22 protein-coding genes and 2 tRNA genes are annotated in these 24606 nt (G+C 67.1%); 9 read left to right on the top strand and 15 right to left on the bottom strand.

Features of this window, described 5'->3' with window-relative positions:
- Complete coding sequence (locus tag GGC47_RS14485) at positions 1–390, bottom strand: DUF350 domain-containing protein (RefSeq protein WP_370954278.1); 390 nt, start codon at positions 388–390, stop codon at positions 1–3.
- A gap of 133 nt (positions 391–523) precedes the next feature.
- Between GGC47_RS14485 and GGC47_RS14490 the strand changes: the two genes are divergently transcribed.
- Positions 524–910: a GFA family protein gene (locus GGC47_RS14490; RefSeq protein WP_142020917.1), complete on the top strand. Its 387-nt coding sequence runs from the start codon at positions 524–526 to the stop codon at positions 908–910.
- Here the strand turns inward: GGC47_RS14490 and GGC47_RS14495 are convergent.
- The 3 genes from GGC47_RS14495 to tpiA all read right to left on the bottom strand — a co-directional run bounded on the left by GGC47_RS14495 (position 907) and on the right by tpiA (position 4034).
- On the bottom strand, positions 907–2535 hold the full coding sequence (locus GGC47_RS14495; RefSeq protein WP_038367398.1) for a CTP synthase: 1629 nt from the start codon (positions 2533–2535) through the stop codon (positions 907–909). The genes GGC47_RS14490 and GGC47_RS14495 overlap by 4 nt on opposite strands.
- 152 nt (positions 2536–2687) lie before the next feature.
- Positions 2688–3113, bottom strand: coding sequence for a preprotein translocase subunit SecG (gene secG, locus GGC47_RS14500; protein WP_038367399.1), 426 nt, complete (start codon positions 3111–3113; stop codon positions 2688–2690).
- A 156-nt stretch (positions 3114–3269) separates the two neighbouring features.
- Positions 3270–4034, bottom strand: a complete 765-nt coding sequence (gene tpiA, locus GGC47_RS14505; protein ID WP_142020916.1) for a triose-phosphate isomerase — start codon at positions 4032–4034, stop codon at positions 3270–3272.
- 192 nt (positions 4035–4226) lie between these two features.
- On the opposite strand from tpiA, the gene GGC47_RS14510 reads away from it, so the two are divergent.
- Together GGC47_RS14510 and trpE are read left to right on the top strand one after the other, a co-directional pair.
- Positions 4227–6140: a peptidylprolyl isomerase gene (locus GGC47_RS14510; RefSeq protein ID WP_429068436.1), complete on the top strand. Its 1914-nt coding sequence runs from the start codon at positions 4227–4229 to the stop codon at positions 6138–6140.
- Between the two features lie 2 nt (positions 6141–6142).
- Positions 6143–7657: an anthranilate synthase component I gene (trpE, locus tag GGC47_RS14515; protein ID WP_142020915.1), complete on the top strand. Its 1515-nt coding sequence runs from the start codon at positions 6143–6145 to the stop codon at positions 7655–7657.
- Between the two features lie 69 nt (positions 7658–7726).
- Here the strand turns inward: trpE and GGC47_RS14520 are convergent, their stop codons facing one another.
- On the bottom strand, positions 7727–8302 hold the full coding sequence (locus GGC47_RS14520; RefSeq protein ID WP_038367406.1) for a TIGR00645 family protein: 576 nt from the start codon (positions 8300–8302) through the stop codon (positions 7727–7729).
- 248 nt (positions 8303–8550) lie between these two features.
- Between GGC47_RS14520 and GGC47_RS14525 the strand changes: the two genes are divergently transcribed.
- Positions 8551–9018: a BA14K family protein gene (locus GGC47_RS14525; RefSeq protein ID WP_142020914.1), complete on the top strand. Its 468-nt coding sequence runs from the start codon at positions 8551–8553 to the stop codon at positions 9016–9018.
- A 135-nt stretch (positions 9019–9153) separates the two neighbouring features.
- On the top strand, positions 9154–9933 hold the full coding sequence (gene xth / locus GGC47_RS14530; RefSeq protein ID WP_142020913.1) for an exodeoxyribonuclease III: 780 nt from the start codon (positions 9154–9156) through the stop codon (positions 9931–9933).
- Between the two features lie 6 nt (positions 9934–9939).
- Here the strand turns inward: xth and GGC47_RS14535 are convergent, their stop codons facing one another.
- From GGC47_RS14535 to dps, 5 genes are all read right to left on the bottom strand, one after another.
- Positions 9940–10872: a tetratricopeptide repeat protein gene (locus GGC47_RS14535; protein ID WP_248312667.1), complete on the bottom strand. Its 933-nt coding sequence runs from the start codon at positions 10870–10872 to the stop codon at positions 9940–9942.
- Positions 10873–10888: 16 nt separating this feature from the next.
- The gene (gene ilvD / locus GGC47_RS14540) at positions 10889–12619 is read right to left on the bottom strand and encodes a dihydroxy-acid dehydratase (RefSeq protein WP_142020912.1); all 1731 of its coding nucleotides are present in this window, start codon (positions 12617–12619) and stop codon (positions 10889–10891) included.
- A gap of 288 nt (positions 12620–12907) precedes the next feature.
- Positions 12908–13489: a YqaA family protein gene (locus tag GGC47_RS14545; protein ID WP_113252344.1), complete on the bottom strand. Its 582-nt coding sequence runs from the start codon at positions 13487–13489 to the stop codon at positions 12908–12910.
- A gap of 150 nt (positions 13490–13639) precedes the next feature.
- Complete coding sequence (locus GGC47_RS14550; protein WP_142020911.1) at positions 13640–16459, bottom strand: valine--tRNA ligase; 2820 nt, start codon at positions 16457–16459, stop codon at positions 13640–13642.
- A 147-nt stretch (positions 16460–16606) separates the two neighbouring features.
- Positions 16607–17164, bottom strand: a complete 558-nt coding sequence (gene dps / locus GGC47_RS14555) for a DNA starvation/stationary phase protection protein Dps (RefSeq protein ID WP_081925619.1) — start codon at positions 17162–17164, stop codon at positions 16607–16609.
- A 243-nt stretch (positions 17165–17407) separates the two neighbouring features.
- Here dps and GGC47_RS14560 point away from each other — a divergent pair, with 243 nt between their 5' ends.
- Positions 17408–17638 carry a hypothetical protein gene (locus GGC47_RS14560; protein WP_133564231.1) on the top strand — a complete coding sequence of 77 codons (231 nt, stop codon included), beginning with the start codon at positions 17408–17410 and terminating at the stop codon, positions 17636–17638.
- Between the two features lie 6 nt (positions 17639–17644).
- On the opposite strand, the gene GGC47_RS14565 is transcribed toward GGC47_RS14560, so the two are convergent.
- The 4 genes from GGC47_RS14565 to GGC47_RS14580 all read right to left on the bottom strand — a co-directional run bounded on the left by GGC47_RS14565 (position 17645) and on the right by GGC47_RS14580 (position 21013).
- Entirely contained in the window at positions 17645–18232 is a 588-nt protein-coding gene (locus tag GGC47_RS14565; protein WP_142020910.1) for a PopZ family protein, read from the bottom strand.
- A gap of 182 nt (positions 18233–18414) precedes the next feature.
- Complete coding sequence (locus GGC47_RS14570) at positions 18415–19731, bottom strand: TolC family outer membrane protein (protein ID WP_248311264.1); 1317 nt, start codon at positions 19729–19731, stop codon at positions 18415–18417.
- 259 nt (positions 19732–19990) lie between these two features.
- Entirely contained in the window at positions 19991–20629 is a 639-nt protein-coding gene (locus GGC47_RS14575; RefSeq protein ID WP_038367419.1) for a protein-L-isoaspartate O-methyltransferase family protein, read from the bottom strand.
- A gap of 309 nt (positions 20630–20938) precedes the next feature.
- Positions 20939–21013 (bottom strand) — tRNA-Asn (locus tag GGC47_RS14580).
- Positions 21014–21181: 168 nt separating this feature from the next.
- Here GGC47_RS14580 and GGC47_RS14585 point away from each other — a divergent pair.
- Positions 21182–21255: transfer RNA gene (locus GGC47_RS14585), tRNA-Cys, on the top strand.
- A 120-nt stretch (positions 21256–21375) separates the two neighbouring features.
- Positions 21376–22830, top strand: coding sequence for a cryptochrome/photolyase family protein (locus GGC47_RS14590; protein WP_142020909.1), 1455 nt, complete (start codon positions 21376–21378; stop codon positions 22828–22830).
- Between the two features lie 7 nt (positions 22831–22837).
- On the opposite strand, the gene GGC47_RS14595 is transcribed toward GGC47_RS14590, so the two are convergent.
- Entirely contained in the window at positions 22838–23623 is a 786-nt protein-coding gene (locus GGC47_RS14595; protein ID WP_142020908.1) for an SDR family NAD(P)-dependent oxidoreductase, read from the bottom strand.
- A 170-nt stretch (positions 23624–23793) separates the two neighbouring features.
- Here GGC47_RS14595 and GGC47_RS14600 point away from each other — a divergent pair, with 170 nt between their 5' ends.
- Positions 23794–24510, top strand: a complete 717-nt coding sequence (locus GGC47_RS14600; RefSeq protein WP_429068437.1) for an alanyl-tRNA editing protein — start codon at positions 23794–23796, stop codon at positions 24508–24510.
- The last annotated feature ends 96 nt before the right edge of the window (positions 24511–24606 follow it).

Below are 24606 nucleotides of genomic sequence, written 5' to 3' on the forward strand. Positions count from 1 at the left end.
TCAGATCGTCATGCTGGCTGCGGCCAGCGTACCCGAAATCACCGCGATCACCGCCAGCATCCCGGCCGATGGCAGGCGGTCTTCCGCGATCTTCCGCGAGAGCTCCGGGATGACGATCCGCGCGAGGCCATAGGCCGCGAACTGGACCAGCATCGCCGCGACGGCCCAGAGCACGCAGTCCGGGATGCTGCTGGCCTGCGAGATCGCCTTTTCGAGCGGCACGGTGAAGCCGATGAGGTTGCCGCCCAGTGCGATCGCGGCCGAGAGATTGCCACCTCGGATCAGGGCGATCTCGTCATGGGCCGTCATGCGCAGATAGATCACGGCGAAGGCTGCGATCAGCGCCGCGCCGACGACGAAATAGAGAAGGAACGCGGGCAAGCCCGCCATCGAGATCATCATGCCCCCGCCCCCCAGCCCATCCGATGCCTCGCAGCCTCATCATAGGTGAGGCATTGTCGGGCACCAGCGAAGCTAGCCGAAAAAGCTGCGTCAGCCGTCATCTAAAACGAGGATGCGCCGCATGAAGATCCGGGAAGCCTGCTGCAGCTGCGGCCAGTTGCGAGTCACCTGCCGGGGAGAGCCGGCCATCGTCGCCCTGTGCCATTGTCATGAATGCCAGAGGCGAACGGGCAGCGTCTATGGCGTGGCGGCTTTCTTCGCGCGGGAGGCCGTCGCCGTGTCCGGGGATCATACCGACTATGACCGCCCTGCCGATAGCGGCTTTCGCGTCCTGCATCATTTCTGCCCGGCCTGCGGCAGCACGGTCTTCTGGGAGCCGTCTCGCAGGCCGGAGATGATCGCCGTGGCGGTCGGCGCCTTCGCCGATCCCGCATTTCCCGCCCCGCGAAAGGCGGTCTTCGAGGAGCACCGCCATCCCTGGGCGGCGGTTGCCCTCGACAGCGATTAGACCAGACGGCTCTGCACCACGGCCGCTTCGACGAAGCTCGCGAACAGCGGATGCGGCTCGAAGGGGCGCGACTTCAGCTCGGGGTGGTACTGCACGCCGATGAACCAGGGATGGTCCGGATATTCCACCGTCTCAGGCAAGAGCCCGTCCGGCGAGACGCCGCTGAAGCGCATGCCCTGCTCTTCCAGCCGCTGGCGGTAGTTCATGTTGACTTCGTAGCGATGGCGGTGGCGTTCCGAGATCTCGGTCGAGCCGTAGATCTTCGCGATCTTGGTGTCCGGCGAGAGGACGGAGGCGTAGGCGCCGAGCCGCATGGTGCCGCCGAGATCGCCGCCGGCCGCGCGCTGCTCCAGCTCGTTGCCGCGCAGCCATTCCGTCATCAGGCCGACGACGGGCTCCTTGGTCTCGCCGAACTCGGTCGAGCTTGCCGCCTCGATCCCGGCGAGCGAACGCGCCGCCTCGATCACCGCCATCTGCATGCCGAAGCAGATGCCGAAATAGGGCACCTTGCGCTGCCTAGCAAAGGTCGCGGCCTTGATCTTGCCCTCGGCGCCGCGATGGCCGAAGCCTCCGGGCACCAGGATGCCGTGGACATGCTCCAGGAACGGTGCCGGGTCCTCCTTCTCGAAGACCTCGGACTCGATCCAGTCGAGATTGACCTTGACGTTGTTGGCGATGCCGCCATGGGTCAGCGCCTCGATGAGGGACTTATAGGCGTCCTTCATGCCGGTGTATTTGCCGACGACGGCGATGGTGACCTCGCCCTCGGGGTTCTTCACCCGGTCGGAGATATGCTTCCAGTTCGTGACGTCCGGCTCGCTCGAGGCGTCGAGGCCGAAGGCGGCTAGCACTTCGTTGTCGAGCCCTTCCGCATGGTAGGAGAGCGGCACGTCGTAGATCGAGGCGACGTCGCGGGCCTCGATCACGGCGGTCTCGCGGACATTGCAGAACAGCGCGAGCTTGCGGCGCTCCTCGCGCGGAATCTCGCGGTCCGTGCGGCAGAGCAGGATATCGGGCTGGATGCCGATCGAGCGCAATTCGGCGACCGAGTGCTGGGTCGGCTTGGTCTTCAACTCACCGGCGGTCGGGATATAGGGCAGCAGCGTCAGGTGGATGAAGATGCACTGCCCGCGCGGCAGTTGCTGGTTCACCTGTCGGATCGCCTCGAGGAAGGGCAGGCTCTCGATGTCGCCGACCGTGCCGCCGATCTCGACCAGCGTGAAGTCGTAGCCCTCATTGCCGGAAAGGATGAACTCCTTGATGGCATTGGTGACGTGCGGGACGACCTGGATCGTGGCGCCGAGATATTCGCCGCGACGCTCCTTGGTCAGGATGTCCATGTAGATGCGGCCGGTGGTGATGTTGTCGCCCTTGTTGCAGGGCCGGCCGGTGAAGCGCTCGTAATGGCCGAGGTCGAGGTCGGTCTCGGCGCCGTCATCGGTGACGAAGACCTCGCCGTGCTGATACGGGCTCATCGTGCCCGGATCGACATTGAGATAGGGGTCGAGCTTGCGCAGGCGGACCTTGTAGCCACGTGCCTGCAGAAGGGCTGCGAGAGCCGCCGCCGCCAGGCCTTTGCCAAGCGAGGACACCACGCCGCCGGTGATGAAAACATACCGCGTCATGGGAGTTCACCTCTATCGCCACGGGTTCGATTCGCTAAGCGCATGCAGTGCAGTCCCGCCTTGCTCTGCGCGCTTGTCCACAAAAGAGAGGGCCGGTCGCCCGGCCCGTCTCCACACAAAAGAGAAGGGCCGGTTTCCCGGCCCTGCCCTGGTTACTGCTGCGGTGCCGCTGGCGGCGCCGGGGTCGGCGGCTGTGCGCCGCCTTGCGTCTGGTTCTGGAGCTGACGGAGCTGGTCGAGCACGCCGCCGGCATTGGGCGCGCTCGGGGCGTTCGGCGCGGCGGGCTGGCCCGGAGTGACCGGAGCCGTCGTCGCCGGGGCGCCGTCGATGATCGAACGCTGCACGCGGCCCTGAGTGGCCATGATCGCGAGCACGATCGAGGTCAGGAAGAACAGGCCGGCGAGAATCGCCGTCGCCCGGGTCAGCGCGTTCGCCTGGCCGCGCCCGGTCATGAAGCCGCCGACGCCACCGCCGCCGGAACCCATGCCGAGCCCGCCGCCTTCGGAGCGCTGCAGCAGCACGACGCCGACGAGCGCGACGACGATGATCAGATGAATGACGATGAGAACGTTCTGCATGATCTCACGAAATGGGGATGGCGCGGGCCGCCGCAAGGGCTACCCGCTCCTCCTCGAAAGGTCGAGGCGAATTCGGCGGCGCACATAGCACGGGGTTTGCGGCTGCGCCACCCCTGAAGGCCCGCCGGCTTGCATGACCGGGGCTCGGATGACGCCTCAGCCGGCGCAAGCGCGCGCAATCGCCAGGAATTCCTCGGCCTTCAGGCTGGCGCCACCGACGAGCGCGCCGTCGACATTGGCGACATTCATCAGCTCGGCCGCGTTCGAGGGCTTCACCGAGCCGCCATAGAGCAGCCGGACGCCGGCTGCGGCGTTCTTGCCGACGATCCGCGCAAGGTCGCTGCGAATCGCGGCGTGCATCTCGGCGACATCGGCTGCCGTCGGGGTCAGGCCCGTGCCGATCGCCCAGACCGGCTCATAGGCGATGACCAGGCTTGCGGCGTCGAGGCCTTCCGGCACCGAGCCCTTGAGCTGCCTGCGCACCACGGCCAGCGCCTTGCCGGCCTCGCGCTCGCCCTGCGTCTCGCCGACGCAGATGATCGGCACGAGCAATGCCTTGCGCGCGGCCTCGGCCTTGGCGCGGACGGTGGCGTTGTCCTCGCCATGGAGCGCGCGCCGCTCGGAATGGCCGACGATGCAGAAGCTCGCCCCCGCATCGGCCAGCATCGCGGCCGAGACCTCGCCGGTGAAGGCGCCGGCGGGCTGAACGCTGCAATCCTGCCCGCCTGTCGCGATGCGCGAGCCGATCAGCGCGGCGGTGGCGGTGAACAGCAGTGTCGAGGGTGGGCAGATCGCGAGGTCGACGGCGGCCTTGAGCGAGGCGTCATAGCCGCGGGCGACCTCCGTCGCGATGGCGAGATCGGCCTTCAGCCCGTTCATCTTCCAGTTGCCGGCTACCAGCGGCCTGATGCTGCGCGTCACGTCGTTCCTCCGGAAATTGTGCTGTCCGGGCTCTATCAATGCCCGGCTGGCGCCGCAATCTCATGTGAACCGGAAACACGAAGCCGCCGCGGCGATTGCGGCTTTCGCCGCCGGTTCCTATAAGCAGCGCCGACAAAAACGCGCGCGGGCCCGTCTCCGCGCCACGAACGGGTTCAGGGAAAGACAGCTTCCATGATGATGCAGGGCATCCGCAAGGCGAGTCAGGGTTTGCTCGGCAAGCTCGTCATCAGCGTCCTGTTCGGCGTCCTGATCCTCGCCTTCGCGATCTGGGGCGTGGGCGACATCTTCCGTGGCTATGGCCGCAACGAGGTCGCGCGGGTCGGCAAGACCGAGATCAGCATCGAGCAGATGCGCACCGCCTATCAGAACGACCTCCAGAACCTGATCCGCCAGCAGCGCCGGCAGATCTCGCCGGAGACGGCGCGCGCGCTCGGCCTCGACCGGCAGGTGCTCTCGCGGCTGGTCAGCGAGGCGACGCTCGACCAGACGGCCAAGAACCTGCACCTGGCCGTCTCCGACGACACGATCCGCAACCTGATCTTCGACGACCCGGTCTTCCGCGACGCGTCCGGCCAGTTCTCGGCGGCGCGCTTCAACGAATTGCTGCGTTCGAACGGCTATAGCGAGCAGAGCTATGTCGCGCTCCAGCGCGCCACCATCCTGCGCCAGCAGATCGCCGAGATGATCAGCGGCGGCTTCACCGTTCCGGTCGCCCTGCAGGAGATCGGCAACCGGCTGCGCAACGAGAAGCGCACCGTCACCTTCGCCCGCATGCCGGCGAGCGCCGCCGGCGAGATCGCGGCTCCGACCGAGGACCAGCTCAAGGCCTTCTACAACGAGCGCAAGATTGCTTTCCGCGCCCCGGAATACCGGACCGCCTCCGTGCTCGCGATCACGGCCGAGGCTGTCGCCGACCCGGCCAAGGTCACCGATGACGAGGCGAAGGCACGCTACGAGGCGCTGAAAGCGCAGCGGTTCACCACGGCTGAGACGCGCACCGTCGAGCAGATCCCCTTCCCCAATGCCGAGGAGGCACAGGCCGCCAAAGCCAAGATCGACGGTGGCGAGACCTTTGACGAGATCGCGACCGAGCGGAACGTCGCCTTCAAGGACCTCACGCTCGGCACCTTCACCCGCGAGCAGATCTTCGACCCCGCCGTGCGCGAGGCCGCCTTCGCGCTGGAGGAAGGCGCCGTCAGCGCGCCCGTGCAGAGCGCCTTCGGGACCGTGCTGCTGCGCGTCACCAAGGTCGATAGCCAGCATGTGCGCCCCTATGAGGAGGTCGCCGAGGAGGTGAAGAAGGAGATCGCGGCGGGCCGTGCCTCGAGCCGGATCACCGAGCTGCATGACAAGATTGAGGATGAGCGTGCCTCGGCGAAGCCGCTGGCGGAGATCGCCAAGCAGTTCAACCTCGAGCTGCGTGTCGTCGGCCCGATGAGCCAGGGCATGACCAAGCCCGACGGCGCCCAGGAAGCCGCCCTGCCCGGCGGCGATGCGACGCTGCGCGCGATCTTCGCCTCCGATATCGGCGTCGACAACGAGGCGATCCGCCTGCCCCAGAACGCCGGCTATGTCTGGTTCGACATCGCCAAGATCGACCCGTCCCGCGACCGCTCCTTCGACGAGGTCAAGGGCGAGGTCGCGACGCAGTGGCGCGCCGACGAGACCGCGAACAAGCTCTCGGCCAAGGCGCGCGAGCTCGTCCAGAGGCTCGACAAGGGCGAGGCCTTCGCGACGGTCGCGACGTCGAGCGGATTGACGATGGAGACGGCCGCCGGCATCGGGCGACAGGAGCAGCGCACGGATCTGCCGGCCAACGTCGTCACCCAGGTGTTCGGCACGGTCGCCGGCAAGGCCAATTCGGCGGCCGGCGCCGATGGCGGCCGCATCCTGTTCAAGGTCGATTCGGCGACGGTGCCGCCTTACGTCCGCACGACGCAGGAGGCGGACAACTTCGTCCGCCTGCTCTCCGCCAATCTCAGCGAGGGGCTCCTGCTGCAATATGTCGCCGAGCGCCAGGCCAAGCTCGGCGTGAGCATCAATGACGCGGCGTTCCGCAACGCCACTGGCGGGGTGCAGAATTGACGATGCAGCACCTCGACGAATTCGAACGCTTCGCGCAGATCTACGAAACGGGCGCACCGCAGCTCCTGCGGCAAGTCCTGGTCGGCGATTGCGAGACGCCGGTCGCCGCCTTCCTGAAGCTGCGGCACGCCACCTCCGGGCCGGCGTTCCTGCTGGAATCGGTCGAGGGCGGCGCCGTTCGCGGTCGGTACTCGATGATCGGGCTGGAGCCCGACCTGATCTGGCGCTGCCATCAGGGGCAGGCCGCGATGTGCCGGCCTGCGCTCGGCGACGCCTTCCTCGACGATCCGCGCCCGGCCTTCGAGAGCCTGCGTTCGCTGCTGGCCGAAAGCGCGATCCCCGAGGCGGAGGGGCTGCCGCCGATGGCGGCCGGCGTCTTCGGCTATCTCGGCTACGACATGGTGCGGTTGATGGAGCGCCTGCCCGAGCCGAAGGAGACCGGCACCGGCGTTCCCGACGCGATCCTGAGCCGGCCGACGCTGATGGTCGTGTTCGACGCCGTGCGCGACGAGATCCACATCGTCACGCCGGTGCGTCACCAGCCCGGCATCGCGGCGCGGCACGCCTATGAGAGCGCCCAGGAGCGGCTCGACGGCGTCGTCCGTGTCCTTGAAGGCGCCCTGCCCGCCGAGGCCGACATCGACATCGCCAATCTGCCCGAGCCGGTCACGACCTCGAACACCAGCGAAGCCGAGTATCTCGACATGGTGGCGAAGGCGAAGGAGTACATCCGCGCCGGCGACATCTTCCAGGTCGTGCTGTCGCAGCGCTTCGAGGCCCCCTTCGCGCTGCCGCCTTTCGCGCTCTACCGGGCGCTGCGCCGCGTCAACCCGGCGCCGTTCCTCTGCTACCTCGATTTCGGCGGCTTCCAGATCGTCTGCTCGAGCCCCGAGATCCTGGTCCGGCGGCGCGACGACACGGTCACGATCCGCCCCATCGCCGGCACGCGCCGGCGCGGCGCGACGCCTGCCGAGGACGACGCCCTCGCCGCGGAGCTGCTCGCCGATCCGAAGGAGCGCGCCGAGCACCTGATGCTGCTCGATCTCGGCCGCAACGATGTCGGGCGCGTCGCGGAGATCGGAACGGTCAAGGTCACCGATTCCTTCTTCATCGAGCGCTACAGCCAGGTCATGCACATCGTCTCGAACGTCGAGGGCAAGATCGACCCGAAGCACGATTCGCTGGCCGCCCTGATCGCCGGCTTCCCGGCCGGCACCGTCTCGGGCGCGCCGAAGGTGCGGGCGATGGAGATCATCGACGAGCTGGAGCGCGATGCACGTGGAGCCTATGCCGGCTGCATCGGCTATTTCGGCGCCAATGGCGAGATGGACACCTGCATCGTGCTGCGGACCGCCGTGGTGAAGGACGGCAGGATGCATGTCCAGGCCGGCGCCGGCATCGTCTGCGATTCGAACCCGGCCTCCGAGCAGGAGGAGTGCATCAACAAGGCCAAGGCCCTGTTCCGGGCGGCCGAGGAAGCGATCCGCTTCGCCGCGCGCAGCGGGCGCGGGCAGTAAGACTGCCGCATGCGAACCGCCCGGCTGGAAGCAGCCGGGCGGTTTTCTTTTGCGGTCTTGCGTGCCGCTTCAGTGCCCCTTGCTGGGATGGGCCGTCATCCGGTCGACCCAGGCGATGCCGACGGCGGACAGGATGAAGACGACATGGATCAGCGTCTGCAGCAGGACGCCGGATTCGGTGTAGTTCGTCGTCCGGCCGAGCCCGCCGATATTGCCGGCCTCGATGAAGGTCCTCAGCAGGTGGATCGACGAGATGCCGATGATCGCCATGGCGAGCTTGATCTTGAGGATGCTGGCATTGACGTGGCTCAGCCATTCCGGCTGGTCCGGATGGCCTTCCAGCCGCAGCCGCGAGACGAAGGTCTCGTAGCCGCCGACGATCACCATGATCAGCAGGTTCGAGATCATCACCACGTCGATCAGTCCCAGCACGACCAGCATGATCTGCTGCTCGCTGAAGTCGAAGGCGTGGGTGACGAGGTGCCAGAGCTCCTTGAGGAACAGGAAGACGTAGACGCACTGGGCCACGATGAGGCCGATATAGAGCGGCAGCTGCAGCCAGCGGGAGCTGAAGATCAGCGCCGGCAGGGGCTTCATCGCGCCAGGCGGGGCGGAACGGGAGGGCGAGCTGCCGGTCTGGGCCATGGTAGGGTCCTGATCCTTCGAATGCATGAGGAGGTTTCTGTGAGGCGAAGCGCTAGATGGCGAGGAAAACCCGTCGACGCAAGACGCCGGATGAGGCTCCGAGCCTCAACAGCCACAATGTTGTGACGGCGCATTTACGCCGGGATTGCGGACTAGTCTTTCCGCCGGCTCGATAAATCGCTACAATCACGCCCAATCGGGGGAACATGCGAAGTTCCACTCGCACGGGACAGTAAAGGAGTTTCGCCATGATCAGGACGTTTGCCGTCGCCGCCGCCCTCGCCGGCTGCGCCGCTCTCGCTGCTCCCGCCATCGCGGCGCCGCTGGCGCCGGCCTCTGCCGCGGTCGCCTCGGCCAAGGCGGATGCCGGCCTGCTCCAGACCGTGCAATGGCGCCGCTATGGCTATTACGGCCCCCGCTATTACGGTGGTTACCGCCGCGGCCCGGCCATCGGCGCCGGCATCGCCGCCGGTGTCATTGGCGGTGCTCTGGCGGCCGGTGCGCTGGCCGCGCCTCCGCCGCCGCCAGTTTATTACGAGCCGGCCCCGGTCTATGTCGCGCCGCCGGTGGTCTATGCTCCGCCCGTTCCGCGCGCCTATGGCTACAGCGTCGAGGACACCGACGCGGTCGCCTACTGCTCGCGCCGCTTCCGGTCCTACAATCCCGAGACCGGAACCTATATCGCCTCGGGCGGTGTCGTCCGCGCCTGCCCCTGACAGGGCCCGACAGCCCGACCGGCAATCAATGGCTCCCCGCAGCGATGCGGGGAGTTTTTGTTTGCGGTGGAAAGCGGCTTGCCATCGCGATTGCGATTCCGCTTATCTGCGGCCTGCCTGATACCGGAGCATCTCGTGCGCATCGCCACCTGGAACGTGAACTCGGTCCGCCAGCGGCTCGGCCATCTGCTCGATTTCCTGAAGGAGGCCGAGCCGGACGCGCTCTGCCTGCAGGAGATCAAATGCCTCGATGCCGATTTCCCGCGGGCCGAGATCGAGGCGGCAGGCTGGCAGGTCGAGACGCACGGGCAGAAGACCTTCAATGGCGTCGCGATCCTCAGCCGCAGCAAGCTCGAAGATGTGCGCCGCGGCCTGCCCGGCGACGAGGGCGACGAGCAGGCGCGCTATCTCGAAGGCGTGCTGCCGCTAGGCAACGGCGTGGTGCGGCTGGCCTCGATCTATCTGCCCAACGGCAACCCGCCGAACACCGAGAAATATCCCTACAAGCTCGGCTGGATGAAGCGGCTGACCGCCCATGCGCAGATGCTGCTCGCGCATGAAGAGCCGCTGGTGCTGGCGGGCGATTACAACGTCATCCCCGAGCCCCATGACGCACGCGACCCCGCGGCCTGGGTCAGCGATGCGCTGTTCCTGCCCCCGACACGCGCCGCCTTCCGGGAGCTTCTCAATCTGGGCCTGACCGAAGCCTTGCGCAGCACCACCGAAGCCGGCGGGCTTTACACCTTCTGGGATTATCAGGCCGGCGCCTGGCAGCGGAACAACGGCATCCGCATCGACCATCTGCTGCTGTCGCCGCAGGCGGCCGACAGGCTCGCCGGCGTGAAGATCGCCAAGCATGTCCGCGGCTGGGAGAAGCCGTCGGACCATGTGCCGGTGATGATCGAGTTGAATTAAGAGGCTCTAAGGCCGGCCGGCGCCGCGGCTCGGGCTGGCGCCGGTTGCGACCTGCTGGCGCTCCACCAAAGCAAGGGCGGCCGTACGGTCTGCCGGCGACGCCGACGCGAAGGCGGCATCGTTGCGCTCGAGGATCCAGGCCTCGCGCGCCGGATCGGCGCTCTCGCGGGCCAGCGCGAGCCACATCAGGCCGAGCACGGGCTGGCGCGGCACGCCCTCGCCGCCACGCAGCAGCATCTCGCCGAAGGCGGCGCGAGCCGGCGCATGGCCCTTCTCGGCAGCGAGCTTCATCCAGCGCGCCGCCTGACGCGGATCGCGGGCGGTGCCCTGCCCCTTCATATAGAGCCGCGCCAGATTGTACTGGCCGTCCGGGTCGCCGAAATAGGAAGCGGCGTAGTTGAACATGTCGAAGGCGCGGTCGGGATTGGGCTTCACATAGCTGCCCTTGATCCCGTCGATGAAATAGCTGCCGAGCGCCACGAAGGCGCTGCCGACCATGCGGCCGTCCGCCGTGCCGGGAATGGCGTCGGCATTTTCATCCGCGATCTTCGAGAAATATTCGAAGGCCTTGAGATCGTTGGTCGGGACGCCTTCGCCGCCGGCATACATTCGGCCGAGCTTGTACTGCGCGGTGAGATGCCCCTGCGAGGCGGCGTATTCGAGTGCGCGGACGGCACCGACCTGATCCCCGGCGGAGGAATCGCGCATCCAGGCGCGCAGCGCGTCGCGCGCGCTGTTGAAGGGGACGAGCGGCAGGGCTGAATGCGCCATCGGCGTGTTCGGAGCCGGCGCAATCGTGGCCGTGTCGGGCGAGGTCGGGCGCGAGGAATCGGGTTCCGGGAGAGCGATTCCGGGAATCGGCCTCGGCGGCAGCATGGGCTGCCCATTGGCATAGTCCTGTGCCCGGGCGACCTGGGGGCCGCCGAGCATCAGCAACATGCAAGCTATGGTGACGTCAGATATCCGCATAGCAATGGGTTTCGGCCGCCCCTCCTGGGTGGGTGACGGCGCCGCCTTTGGCGGAGCCAACCGTCTGCGCGTATTTCCACAGCGCGCCGGAATTGTAGTCGGTCTTCCGCGGTTTCCAGTCCTTACGACGCTCCTCAAGTTCGGCATCAGAAAGGCGGACTGCGAGCTTTCCTGTGATGGCGTCGAGTTCGATGATGTCGCCGTCGCGGATCAGGCCGATCGGGCCGCCGACGGCGGCTTCAGGCCCGACATGGCCGACGCAGAAACCGCGAGTCGCGCCCGAGAAACGGCCGTCGGTGATGAGGGCTACCTTGTCGCCCATGCCCTGGCCGTAGAGGGCCGCGGTGGTCGACAGCATCTCGCGCATGCCGGGGCCGCCCTTGGGGCCCTCGTAGCGGATGACGAGGACGTCGCCGACATTATAGGTCCGGTTCCTGACCGCCTCGAAGGCATCCTCCTCGCGGTCGAAGCAGCGCGCCGGGCCGGTGAAGACGAGCTGGTCCTCCGGCATGCCGGCGATCTTCACGATGGCGCCCTCGGGCGCGAGATTGCCCCGCAGGCCGACGACGCCGCCGGTCACCGTGATCGGCTTGTCGGCGCGGTAGACGACGTCCTGCTGGTCGTTCCACTTCACCGAGGCCATGTTCTCGGCGATGGTGCGGCCGGTCACGGTCAAGCAGTCGCCGTGAAGATAGCCGGCATCGAGCAGGCTCTTCATCACCAGCGGAATGCCGCCGACCTCGAACATGTCCTTGGCGACGTATTTTCCGCCCGGCTTCAAATCGGCGATATAGGGCGTCTTCTTGAAGATCTCGGCGACCTCGAACAGGTCAAAATCGATGCCGCATTCATGCGCGATCGCCGGCAGGTGCAGCGCGCCATTGGTCGAGCCGCCAGTCGCGGCGACGACCATTGCGGCGTTCTCCAGCGCCTTGCGGGTGACGATGTCGCGCGGGCGGATGTTCCGCGCGATCAGCTCCATCACCATCTCGCCGGCGGTGTAGCAGAAGGTGTCGCGGACATCGTAGGGGGCCGGAGCGCCGCAGCTATAGGGCAGCGCCAGGCCGATCGCCTCGGCGACCGTCGCCATGGTGTTGGCGGTGAACTGGGCGCCGCAGGAGCCGGCCGAGGGGCATGCCGCCTCCTCGAGCTCCTTCAAATCCTCGTCGGACATCGCACCGACCGAATGCTTGCCGACGGCCTCGAACACGTCCTGGACGGTCACGGGACGGCCCTTGAAGGTGCCGGGCAGGATCGAGCCGCCATAGATGAAAATCGAGGGGACGTTGAGGCGGACCATCGCCATCATCATGCCGGGCAGCGACTTGTCGCAGCCGGCGAGGCCGACCAGCGCATCGTAGCAATGGCCGCGCATGGTGAGCTCGACCGAGTCGGCGATGACCTCGCGCGAGGCCAGCGACGACTTCATGCCCTGGTGGCCCATGGCGATGCCGTCGGTGACGGTGATCGTGCAGAATTCGCGCGGCGTGCCGCTGGCGGAAGCGACGCCTTTCTTCACGGCCTGGGCCTGGCGCATCAGGGAGATGTTGCAGGGGGCGGCCTCGTTCCAGCAGGAGGCGACGCCGACGAAGGGCTGCGCGATCTGCTTCGCGGTCATGCCCATCGCGTAATAATAGGAGCGGTGCGGGGCCTTGGCCGGGCCGACGCTCACATGGCGGCTCGGCAGCCTCGACTTGTCGAACACACGCGCATCCATCGCCACTCGCCCTGTCCTCCCAGACCAGCCCGGCCGGAAAATGCCACGCCGATCAGGCCGATCGCAACGCCGGCCTCGAAACCCCGATTTCGGCCGGGATATTGCGATCCACGGCCCTACGAAGTTTCAATTTGTCTATATCTCAAAGACTTAACGTGCCCTTGTGCTGGGCGCTCTTTGTGGCGGCTTCGCGGCGAGCGCGGGCATGGACATGGCGCCGGGAGCGTTCCCGCCACAGTGTTGCAGCGATGACACGAAAAGGCCGATGCGACGGCGGAGCGACGCGCTTCAGAGCACCATCGGCAGGACGAAGAAGCCGCCGACCACAACCACCAGTAGGGTCAGTGCTGCCAGCGGCAGGTGCTTCTCGATGAAGATGCGGATGTCGTCGCCATAGAAGCGCAGGGCCACCGCGATCATCAGGAAGAAGGTGACGCGGGAGACGACCATGCCGACCGTGAACTTCCACAGGTCGAAATGCAGGAAGCCCGACATGATCGTGACGATCTTGAACGGGATCGGCGTCAGGCCCTTGGTGACGAGCACCCAGAACCAGTAATCCTGCGAGGTGGCGATGAGGTGCGCGGCCTTGTCCTGCAGCCCGTAGATCCCGATCAGCCAGGAACCAAGCGATTCATAGAGCAGCGCGCCGATGGCGTAGCCGAGATAGCCGCCGAGCACGGCGCCCAGCGAGCAGATTCCGGCGTAGAACCAGGCGCGATCCGGCCTGGCGATGCACATCGGCAGGAGCAGCGGCAGGGGCGGCAGCGGGCTGATCGAACTCTCGACGAAGGTCAGCGCGAAGAGCAGCCAGGGAGCGGCCGGGTGCGAGGCGTAGGAAACACACCAGTCATAAGCCCGCTTCAGCATGGGTCCTGATCAGCCAATCCGAATTGCCGCCATATCGCGCATGGCGGAGTTGCGCCATGCGCATCTAAGCGATGTCCAAGGAGAAGGCGAGTCCTCTCTTACGGTAACGTCAATTTGAAGACGCAGCGGTGGCCGGAATGCGGTGGCGGGTCAGGCCAGCCGCGCCAGCGCCTCCGCGATCTTCGTCTTGCGCGCTTCCGCCGCGGCCTTGCGCTCGCGATTCTCCTCGACGATCTCGTCGGGCGCGCGGGCCATGAAATCGGGGTTGCCGAGCTTCTTCTCGACCACCGCGATGTCCTGGTCGAGCTTGACCAGTTCCTTGGTCAGGCGGGAGCGCTCGGCTTCGAGATCGATCAGGCCGGCCAGCGGCAGCGCCGCGACCTCGCCGCGCACGATGATCTGCGCCGACTGCGCCGGAGCCGCCGCCTCGAAAGCGATGTCGGAGACGCGGGCGAGCCGTTCGATCATCGGCCGCCAGCTCTCGATGGTCGCCCGCGTCGCGGCCGAGGCGTTGACGAGAACGAGCGGCGCCTGTGTACCGGCCGGCACGTTCACCTCGGAGCGGACCGAGCGGATGTCCGAGATCAGGTCGACAACGAAACCGATCTCGGCTTCCGCCGCCGCGTCCTTGAGCGCCGAGAGATCCGGCCAGCGGGTCAGGCAGACCAGCGAGGCATCGCCATCCGCGAGCTTGCGCGGCGCGCCGGCCTCGGCCTTCTGCGCCCAGAGCTCCTCGGTGAGGAACGGCATGAAGGGGTGCAGGAGCTGGCAGATCAGGTCGATGACGTAAGCGACCGTCGCCTGCGTCTCGGCGCGTGCGGCGGCATCGACGCCCTCGCCCTGCAGCACCGGCTTGGCGAGTTCGAGATACCAGTCGCAGAACTGGTTCCAGACGAAGCGATAGGCCGCGCCCGCCGCCTCGTTGAAGCGGAAGCTCGGGATGCCGGCGGCAATGTCCTCGGCCGCTTGCGCCGCCTCGCTGAGGATCCAGCGGTTGAGCGGCTGCCTGACATTGGCCGGATCGAAGCCGTCCGCCCGCGCGCAGCCATTGATCTCGGCGAAGCGCGCTGCGTTCCAGATCTTGGTCGCGAAGTTGCGATAGCCCTCGACACGCTGCGTGCTGAGCTTGATGTCGCGCCCCTGAGCCGCCATCGCCGCCAGGGTGAAGCGCAGCGCATCGGCGCCGTACTGGTCGACGAGCACCAGCGGATCGATGACGTTGCCCTTCGACTTCGACATCTTCGCGCCCTTCTCGTCGCGAACGATGGCGTGGATGTAGACGTCCTTGAACGGCACCTCGTCCATGACGTTGAGGCCCATCATCATCATCCGGGCGACCCAGAAGAAGATGATGTCGAAGGCGGTGACGAGCGTCGCCGTCGGGTAATAATGCTTCAGCTCGGCGGTCTGCTCGGGCCAGCCCAGCGTCGAGAACGGCCAGAGCGCCGAGGAGAACCAGGTGTCGAGCACGTCCTCGTCGCGCGTCAGCGCGACGGTGTCGCCGTAATGCGCCATTGCGAGCGTCTGCGCCTCGGCCTCCGACTCGGCGACGAAGACCTCGCCATCCGGCCCGTACCAGGCCGGGATCTGATGACCCCACCAGAGCTGGCGCGAGACGCACCAGGGCTCGATGTTCTCCAGCCAGTCGTAGAAGACCTTGGTCCAGTTCTCGGGCGTGAATTTGGTGCGGCCGTCCCGGACCGCCTTGATCGAGCGCTCCGCCAGCGGCTTGACGTCGACATACCACTGGTCGGTGAGCCAGGGCTCGATCACGACATCCGAGCGGTCGCCATGGGGAACCGTATGGCCGTGCGGCTCGACCTTCGCCAGGAAGCCGCGCTCGGCCATCATCGCGACGACGCGACGGCGGGCGGCGAAGCGGTCGAGCCCATCGAGCGCCAGCGTCTCGCCGTCCGGCTTGGCGCCGGCCAGGAAATCCTCGTTGCCGGCGAGCAGGATGCGCGCCTCGCCGTCGAGGATGTTGACGACGTCGAGCTGGTGGCGCTTGCCGACCTCGAAATCGTTGAAGTCATGCGCCGGTGTGATCTTGACCGCGCCGGTGCCCTTCTCCGGGTCGGCGTAATCGTCGGGCACGATCGGGATGATGCGGCCGACCAGCGGCAGCACCGCCTTGCGGCCGATCAGATGGCCGATCGTCTCGTTGTCCGGATGCACGGCGATGCCGGTGTCGCCCAGCATCGTCTCCGGGCGCGTCGTCGCGACGGTGATGAAGGTCGAGGCGTCGTCCGCGTCGTAGGTCGCACCTTCGAGCGGGTAGTTGAAATAGTAGAGATGGCCGTTCGGGTCGCGATTCAGCACCTTGTCGAGCTTGGCCAGGTCGAAGGCCTCCTCGCCGCCGCGCTCCCATTTGAACGAGCCGGTCTTCTCGATCTGCAGGACCTCGATGTCGGAGATCGCGGTCTGGAACTTGGGGTCCCAGTTCACGAGGCGCTTGGCGCGGTAGATCAGCCCCTGCTTGTGCAGGCTGACGAAGACCTTGAGGACGGCGGCCGACAGACCCTCATCCATGGTGAAGCGCTCGCGCGACCAGTCGCAGGAGGCGCCGAGGCGGCGGAGCTGGTTGACGATCGTGCCGCCCGACTCCTCCTTCCACTTCCAGACCTCGGCGAGGAAGGCCTCGCGGCCCATCGTGCGGCGGTCGGTCTTGTTCTCGGCAGCGAGCTTGCGCTCGACGACCATCTGGGTCGCGATGCCGGCATGGTCGGTGCCGGGCTGCCAGAGCACGTCCTTGCCGCGTAAGCGCTCGAAGCGGCAGAGCACGTCCTGCAGCGTGTTGTTGAGCGCGTGGCCCATATGCAGCGAGCCGGTCACGTTCGGCGGCGGGATCACGATGCAATAGGGCTCCGCGCCAGGCTGAGCTCCCCTGCCCGCCTTGAAGGCTCCGGCCTCGTCCCAGGCCTTGCTGATCCGGGCCTCGACGGCTGCCGGCTCGAAAGTCTTGTCCATCATCGCATCGCTCGAACGCAGAAAGGCCGGGGAACCTGCCCCGGCCGGAAAAATCACGGGCCAAAAGGTCTCGGCCCTTAAGAGCCCATGCACGGGCCGCGCGTCAACGTTTTCGATGATGCGCCGCACCCTGCAAGGCCAGCATGGACCTTAGGCGAGGTTCGACTGCAGGAACCAGAGCGACTTGTCGAGCATGCGGGAATAGGCGGTGAGGATGTCGGCGGAATCGGCATCGCCGGCCTCGTCGCAGGCATCGATCGCCTCGCGCACCTTGTTGCCGGCATCCGCGTAACGCTCGATCAGCGCTTTGAGATGGTCCTGAACCGGGACGATATCCGTCGGATAGGGCTTGAGCGACGTCGCATCGGCCGTCGTCTGCACGGTTCCGAGCGCAATGCCGCCGAGCTGGGCGATGCGCTCGGCCACGGTGTCGACATGCTCGTCGAGATCGGCACGGAAGCCGTCGAGCATCAGATGGACGCCGATGAAGCCCGGCCCCTTCAGATTCCAATGCGCCTGCTTGGTCACCAGCGCCAGATCGATGCCGTCGGCAAGGCGCTCATTGAGCAGCCCCACGACCTTCGCCTTGGTGTTCGATGCCAGCTCGATTCTGCTCGACTTGACGATTTTCGCGGGAGCCGATGTCTTCGCCACTGCCCTGGTGGCAGGCGCTGTCTTGGTTGCGGGATTTTTGCCGGACTTGGCCATGGGTGAGATCCCCTGAGGAAGGAAGCGGGGCCTGCGCCGGGTTGCGCGGCTCGCGCCCCTCCTACGCCTCAGACGATCGGTTGTTCCCGCCCCGCATCGCCGCGATGGCACGGAACCTCCGTCGCGCCGGACGGTTGCACCCACAAGATCAGCACGGGAAGAGCCCGCCCGCCGCGCCGGGCATTGCTGTCGCGCGCTCGGCGGCACCGCGCAACCGCAAGGTCAGATTGTGAGGACAGGCAGATGAGATTACTGGTTCACGCCCTGGGCGCCTGGATCACCGTGGAAGCCGCATCCGGCCGCTACCCGCGCCCGTTCGCGATCGGCCTGACGATGCTGGTTTCGCGTCTCGGCGCACCGACGGCCGCGCTCGCGATGGCAGGTTTCGCGCTCAAGCGCCTCGACGAGGCAGGGGCCTTCGACGGCTTGCGGGCATCACGTCCGGCCGCGAGACGCGCTCGCAGCACCGAATAAAGCTGACTAACTGCGCCCGCCGCGCGCGACACGCTCGATCTCGGCCCGGACCAGACGCTCGACCATCAACGGCAGGTTGTCGTCGAGCCAGGTCTTCAGCATGGGCTTGAGCATGTCCTTGACGAGATCCTCGAGCGTCCGCGCATTGCTGCTGAGCACGGTGTTGGCAAGCTGCCCGAACGCGCTGGTGACGGCGGAACTCGCCTGATCCGACAGGAGGCTCGCCATGTCGACGGGCCGCGGCGCCGGTTCCGGCTGGGGTGCGGCAACAGGGGCCGGCGTCGGTTCGACGGGGGCCATGGTCGCGACCGGAGCCGGCGGCTCGGACTCCTCGGTCTCGCGAAAATCGACATCAGCCTCGGCTTCGGCCGGGGCGGTGGGCGCAGGTGGCGGCTCGACGGCAGGAGGCGCGACGAACGCGGCCTCCGTGCCGAGATCCAGCACGTCGTCGTCGATCGAAGCCGGCACCGGCTCGGGGGCCGGAGCCTCAACCTCGGCTTCGGCGGGCTTGGCTTCGTCGTCGGAAATGATCCGGCGGATGGAGGCGAGAATCTCCTCCATCGACGGTTCATTGGGCTTGGCTTGCGCGTTCATGACAGTCTGGACCGTTGGACAGCGCGCGCGCCGATGGAATCAACGCCGCTCCAAAGCGGAGTATTCCATGAGACTCCGGGCAGACAAGGCGGCAAAGCCTTATCCCACAGGAGAAAACAGCGCTGTTGCCCGAATGTGCCGCCCCTGCCCGGGGGCGGCCTTGCGCGGAACTCTGCCGGGGCTCAGCGCCCGTCCGGGGTCTGGGTGCCCCACCAGAGGTCCTTGACCTGGTCATAATGCTGCCGCGAGTCGTAGTTGGCCGTCTTCAGCTTCAGGGTCTGGGCCGAAAGCTTGCCGACCGCCGAGAGCACGGAATAGGAGGCGACGACACGGTCGCGCTGGGCCGACACCAGGTTCGACCGGGCGCTGACCAGTTCCTGCTGCGCGTTGAGGACATCGAGCGTGGTGCGCTGGCCGACCTTGGCCTCCTCACGCACGCCGGCGAGCGCCGTCGAGGAAGCCTCGACCTGGGCCTGAGCCGCGATGATCTGCGCCTTGGCGGCTTCGAGCCCGCCCCAGGCGGAGATGACCGCGGCGCGCACCGTGTCGCGCTGCGTGTCGACGTCGATGCGACGCTGCCCGGCCGTCTCCTTGGCCTGGCGGGTGCGGGAATAGACCAGGCCGCCCTCGTAGATCGGGATCGTCAGGGAGCCGACGATGCTGGCCGAGGTGCGGTTATCGCCGAAATACTGGTTGTCGTAACGCTGCTGGACCGAGCCGGTCAGGCCGATGGTCGGCCCGAGATCGGCCTGCGTCACCTTGACCTGGAGCTCGGCCGCGTCGACGCCATGGAGCGCCGCGATGATCGCCGGATGGCCCGCGAGCGCCTGGTTCACCGCCACGGGCAGCGATTTCGGCAGAAGGTTCTCGACCGGGCGGCCGGGGGCGAGCGAGCGCGGCTCGGTGCCGACATTCTGCCGGTAGCGCGCCACCGAGGTCTTCAGGTTCGATTCAGCGAGAATCGCCTGGGACTGCGCCGAGGACAGGCGGGCTTCCGCCTGCGCCACGTCGGTGCGGGTCACTTCGCCGACCTGAAATCGGTCGCGCGTCTGGCGCAGCTGCTCCTCCAGAACCTCGACGTTGTTGCGGTTGAGATTGAGGATCGCCGTGTCGCGCAGCACGTTCATATAGGAGGTCGCGGCATCGAGCAGCACGTTCTGCTCGGTGTTGCGCAGCGTTTCGCGCGCACCGAGGACCTGCGATTCGGACTGGCTGATCGAATTGCGGGTCTTGCCCGAGTCGAAGATGTTCTGGGTGATCTGCACGCCGGCGCCGCGTGGATTGAGCCGGGTCGTGAGGTTGTTATGGAAGGCGGACGAAGCCGCCCCGGCGGGAACCGACGAATCGAGGACGCTGGCGCCGATATCGGCGGAGGCCGTGATTCGGGGCCGATAGCCGGCGCGCGCTTGCGGGACGTTCTCGTCTGTTGCGCGCACCGAGGCGCGCTGGGAGTTCAAGGTCGGATTGCCCGCATAGGCGCGGGCCAAGGCCGCGTCCATGGTTTGGGCTTGCGCGGCGGCACTCCAGCCGCCTGCAAGCACCAAAGCCAGAACGGCGCTGACGCCGAATCCGAAACTCTTCTTATCGCTTCGTCGTTCCACTGGACGCCTCTCGTGCGCACTAAAGTCGCGCCCAGGCATCGCCCCAGCCTCGGCATAAGTTGTCATTTCATACCCTTACCGGCGCTTCGAGCCAATGCAATGGCCGCGCCGGACTGGTTTCCGTGAACAGGTGCCGTAAAAATGCGACACCTTAAAATCAAAAAACGAAGGCCGGCGGACGCCGGAACTCCGCCAGTTCCGGCGCTGCCGCGTCGAAAACGGTACGCCCGGCAACAACATCTGCCGATTTCTGGTAGAGTTTCACGCGGGCGGCGCGCCCCTGCCCCTCCACCACGATCAAGCGACCTTCGGGACGCAGGAGCGAAAACAGATTCCGCGGTTCGAGCTCGCAGGAGCCGCTGACGAGAATGGCGTCGAAGGATCCCGCCGCGGGCTCCTTGTCGGCGACGGAGGCGCCGCTGCCGGCGGCCGCGAGTGCGGTGGCAGCCAGGGCGCGGGCCTCGCCATCGGGCTCCCACAATGTCGCCTTCGCCCCCATCCGGTCGATCAGCGCGGCGCCATAGCCCGTGCCGCCGCCATATTCGAGGACATCCTCGCCCGGCTCGATATCCAGCGTCTGGATCATGCGTGCGATCACCATCGGCGTCATCAGGGCCCGGCCCGTGCCCGGCAGCCCGATGGCCTGGTCGAGATAGGCGAGATGAGCCAGGCTCTCGGGGACGAAAGCCTCCCGGGGGACCTCGTCCGCAGCGGCCAGCACGGCCCGGTCCGTGACGTCATAGGTCCGCAACTGGCAATCCACCATGTTGCGGCGAAGCCCGGTGAAACCTTCCATGCCCTGAACTCTCCGTCCGCGACGCGGTCCGGCCGTAGCCTCAGACCTCTTGCCCGAAGCCGGCGCGGCACCGCCGCTCATGGCAGCTTTCTGTTCGAGTGCGGCGCAAAAGGCAAGCGCGCTCGCATCCCGCGAGCGTCGCATGCGCCTGCCGGATCGAGCGACAGGCGGCGGAATTTCCCGAAGAATGCGGCCATCGTCTCGTAAGCTTTGAGCCTGTGCGGGCCGGGGGGCAGGTCCGGCACGACCTGCCCTGCCCGGGAACGAAAAAGGGCTTGAGCGATCTTTCGCTCAAGCCCTTGAATTCGCTGGCTCCCGGAGCAGGATTCGAACCTGCGACCAATCGATTAACAGTCGATTGCTCTACCGCTGAGCTATCCGGGAACGGTGGCCGGGGTAATAGCGGCGTGATCCCGACAGCGCAACCCCCTTTGCGACCGCAAAACACATCTTCATGTCGGACAGGTGAAAGATGCGATGCCGGGTTGCGGTGCGTCCCGGCTTGTGGTTATAGCCGCTCTCGCGGATGCGGCTGGGCCGTTTTCGCCGGAAGGCCTCGTGGCGGAGTGGTTACGCAGAGGACTGCAAATCCTTGCACCCCGGTTCGATTCCGGGCGAGGCCTCCAAATAATCTTCTTGAAAACCGATCGTCTGGCTTCCGCGTATAGCGTACGGGGCGATTGCGATGGCTGCCGCGCCGTTCGGCAGGCCACCGCCCGTCCCCCGCGAAGCTCTGGCGAGGTCCGATGACGCAGCGCAGCCTGCACTGGTTCCGGGACGATCTGCGGCTCGCCGATAACCCCGCCCTCACCTGCGCAGCGGAATCGGACGCTGTCCTGTGCCTCTATATTCTCGATGAAGACGGCGCGCGGCGCCCTCTCGGCGGCGCGGCGCGCTGGTGGCTGTCGCGCTCGCTCGCGGCGCTTTCCGCCGCATTGGCCCGCAAGGGCGGCCGGCTGGACATCCTGCGCGGCGCCCCGACGACGCTGCTGCCGGCCCTCACCGAGGCGGCGGGAATCGAGCGCGTTACCTGGAACCGCCGCTATGAGGCGGGATCGATCGCGCTCGATACGCGACTCAAGGAAAGGCTTTCCAGCGCGGGAATCGAGGTCCGCAGCTTCAACGCCAGCCTGCTGAACGAGCCGTGGCAGGTGACGACGCGCACCGGCCAGCCGATGAAGGTCTTCACGCCCTATTGGCGCGCGGCGCGCGAGCGCGGCGAGCCGGCAGCGCCTTTGCCCGCGCCCTCCCGAATCCGTTCCTTCCCGCTGCCCGATTCGTTCGGGAAACGCGCGCTTGCCTTGGAAGAGCTCGCTCTCGAACCGACGCGGCCGGACTGGGCCGGCGGCCTGCGCGACGCCTGGACACCGGGCGAGGACGGCGCGCGGGAGCGGTTGGAGGATTGCCTGGGCGATTCGCTTGCTGGCTATGCGGACGGACGCGACCGCCCCGACCGCGACTCGACATCGCGGCTCTCGCCGCATCTGCGCTTCGGCGAGATCGGCCCCCGCCAGATCTGGCATGCGCTCGGAACGGCGCGTGACAATGGCGAGGCGGTTGGCTCGGCGGCGGATGCCGAGAAATTCCTGTCCGAGCTCGGCTGGCGCGAATTCTCCTATCACCTGCTTTTCCACAATCCCGAACTGGCGACGCGGAATTACGATGCGCGCTTCGATGCCTTTCCGTGGAAGGCGGACCAGCAGGCCTTGCGCCGCTGGCAGCGTGGCCGGACCGGCATTCCGCTCGTCGATGCCGGGATGCGCGAGCTCTGGGCCACGGGCTGGATGCACAACCGCGTGCGGATGGTCGTGGCCTCGTTCCTCATCAAGCATCTCCTGCAGGACTGGCGGGAGGGCGAAGCCTGGTTCTGGGACACGCTGGTCGATGCCGATCCGGCCAACAATGCCGCGAGCTGGCAATGGGTGGCGGGGTCCGGGGCCGATGCCGCGCCCTATTTCCGGATCTTCAACCCCGTCACGCAGGGGCAGGCCCATGATCCGAAAGGCGCCTATGTCCGGCGCTGGGTGCCCGAGCTGGCCGGGCTTCCCGACACAGAGATCCACGCGCCGTGGAAAGCCTCGGAGGAGACCCTGCGTGCAGCGGGCATCCGGATCGGCGAGACCTACCCTGCCCCGCTCATCGATCTCGCCCTCGGGCGCCAGCGCGCGCTCGACGCTTTCGCCACGATCCGCGGCCGTTGACGTCGGTTCAACGCTGCCGGTCGACGACCCTGGAGAGCAGCGCGAAATAGGCCGGATAGGGCAACAGCCGGGCCGCCTTCAGTATCCAGGCGAGACGGCGCGGAAAGGTGATCTCGAAGCCGCCGCGCTCGAAGCCGTCGACGATTCGCCGCGCGCTCTCCTCGACGCTCATCAGAAAGGGCATGGCGAAGCGGTTGCGCCGGGTCATTGGCGTGTCGACGAAGCCCGGATTGACGAGCTGAAGCCGAATCCCCGCGCGGCGGCAGTCCAGATACAGGGCCTCGCAGAGATGGATCGCCGCCGCCTTGGAGGCGCCATAGGCGGCCGCGCCGACGAGGCCGCGATAACCGACGAGCGAGGCGTTGACGGCGATCTGCCCGCGACCGCGCTGCGTCATGGGGCCCAGCGCCGCCGACAGGCCCTTGGCGACACCGAACAGATTGACCGCCATCGCCGCTTCGACGTTTGCGGGCTCGAACGGGCCGCCCGTAGGGCCGGGGGCGACGCCGGCGTTGAGGAAAGCGAGCGCGATCGGCCCGTGCACGGTCTCGACGGCTTCGACGATGTCCCGCATCGCCTGTTCATCGGTCACGTCGCCGGCATGGGCGACGATCCGGCCGGGCAGGCTTTCGGCCTCGCGTGCGACGGCCTCGAGCGCGTCGGTCCGGCGGGCGGTGACCGCGACCGTCCAGCCGCGCCGCGCGAGTTCCAGCGCGACGGCGGCGCCGATGCCGGAGCTGGCGCCGGTGATCCAGGCGACGCCGTCCGTCGGTTTCATGCGGGGCAAGGCCATGGCGGCTCCGGATTGGTCGAGACCGCCATCTAGGCATTGAATCGGGGGGCGGTAAGCCTCGCAGGCTGCGTCATCCCCGTTATCCCGCCAATGAGGTGGCACCCGCCCGGCAATCGGTGCAGTCTGCGGGCCGAAGGTGCCGCGAGCACCGCGAGCGAGACGACGAGATCATGCCGACCGAACTGCTGTTCCGCCAGGATGCCTATCTGAAGGAGACGCCGGCGACCGTGGAAGCCGTCAACGAGCGCGGCGGCATCGTCCTCGACCGGACGATCTTCTACGCGACCGGCGGCGGTCAGCCCGGCGATGCCGGGCATCTGCGCCGGGCCGACGGCAGCCTGATCGCGATCGGCACGACGATATACGATCCCGAGGACAAGAGCCGCGTCCTGCATGTTCCGCTCGAAGGGCAGCCGGCGCCCGCGCCCGGCGAGGCTGTGACCGCGATTCTCGACTGGGAGCGGCGCTTCAAGCGCATGCGCATCCACACCGCGCTCCATCTGCTGAGCGTCGTGCTGCCCTTCCCCGTCACCGGCGGCTCGATCGGCGACGGCGACGGCCGGCTGGATTTCGACATCCCCGAAGGCGGCCTCGACAAGGTCGAGCTGGCGGAGAAGCTCAACGCCCTCGTCGCCCGCAATGCCGGCGTGACCGAGCGCTGGATCACCGACGCGGAGCTCGACGCCAATCCGGGGCTGGTCAAGACCATGTCGGTGAAGCCGCCGCGCGGCTCCGGCCGCGTCCGGCTGGTGGCGATCGGCGATATCGACCTCCAGCCCTGCGGCGGCACGCATGTGCGCAACACCGCCGAGATCGGCCTTGTCGCCGTCACCGACATCGAGAAGAAGGGCAAGCAGAACCGGCGCGTCCGCATCGCGCTGGCCTGAGAAGCGGTTTTCGACGGAAGCACACCGTCATTCCGGACCAGCGGCGAAGCCGCGCCGATCCGGAATCCATTGTCGGGCGATGCTCTCTACGATGGA

It is taken from the genome of Allobosea sp. OAE752 (genome assembly GCF_050433265.1).
GTDB lineage: Bacteria > Pseudomonadota > Alphaproteobacteria > Rhizobiales > Beijerinckiaceae > Allobosea > Allobosea spartocytisi.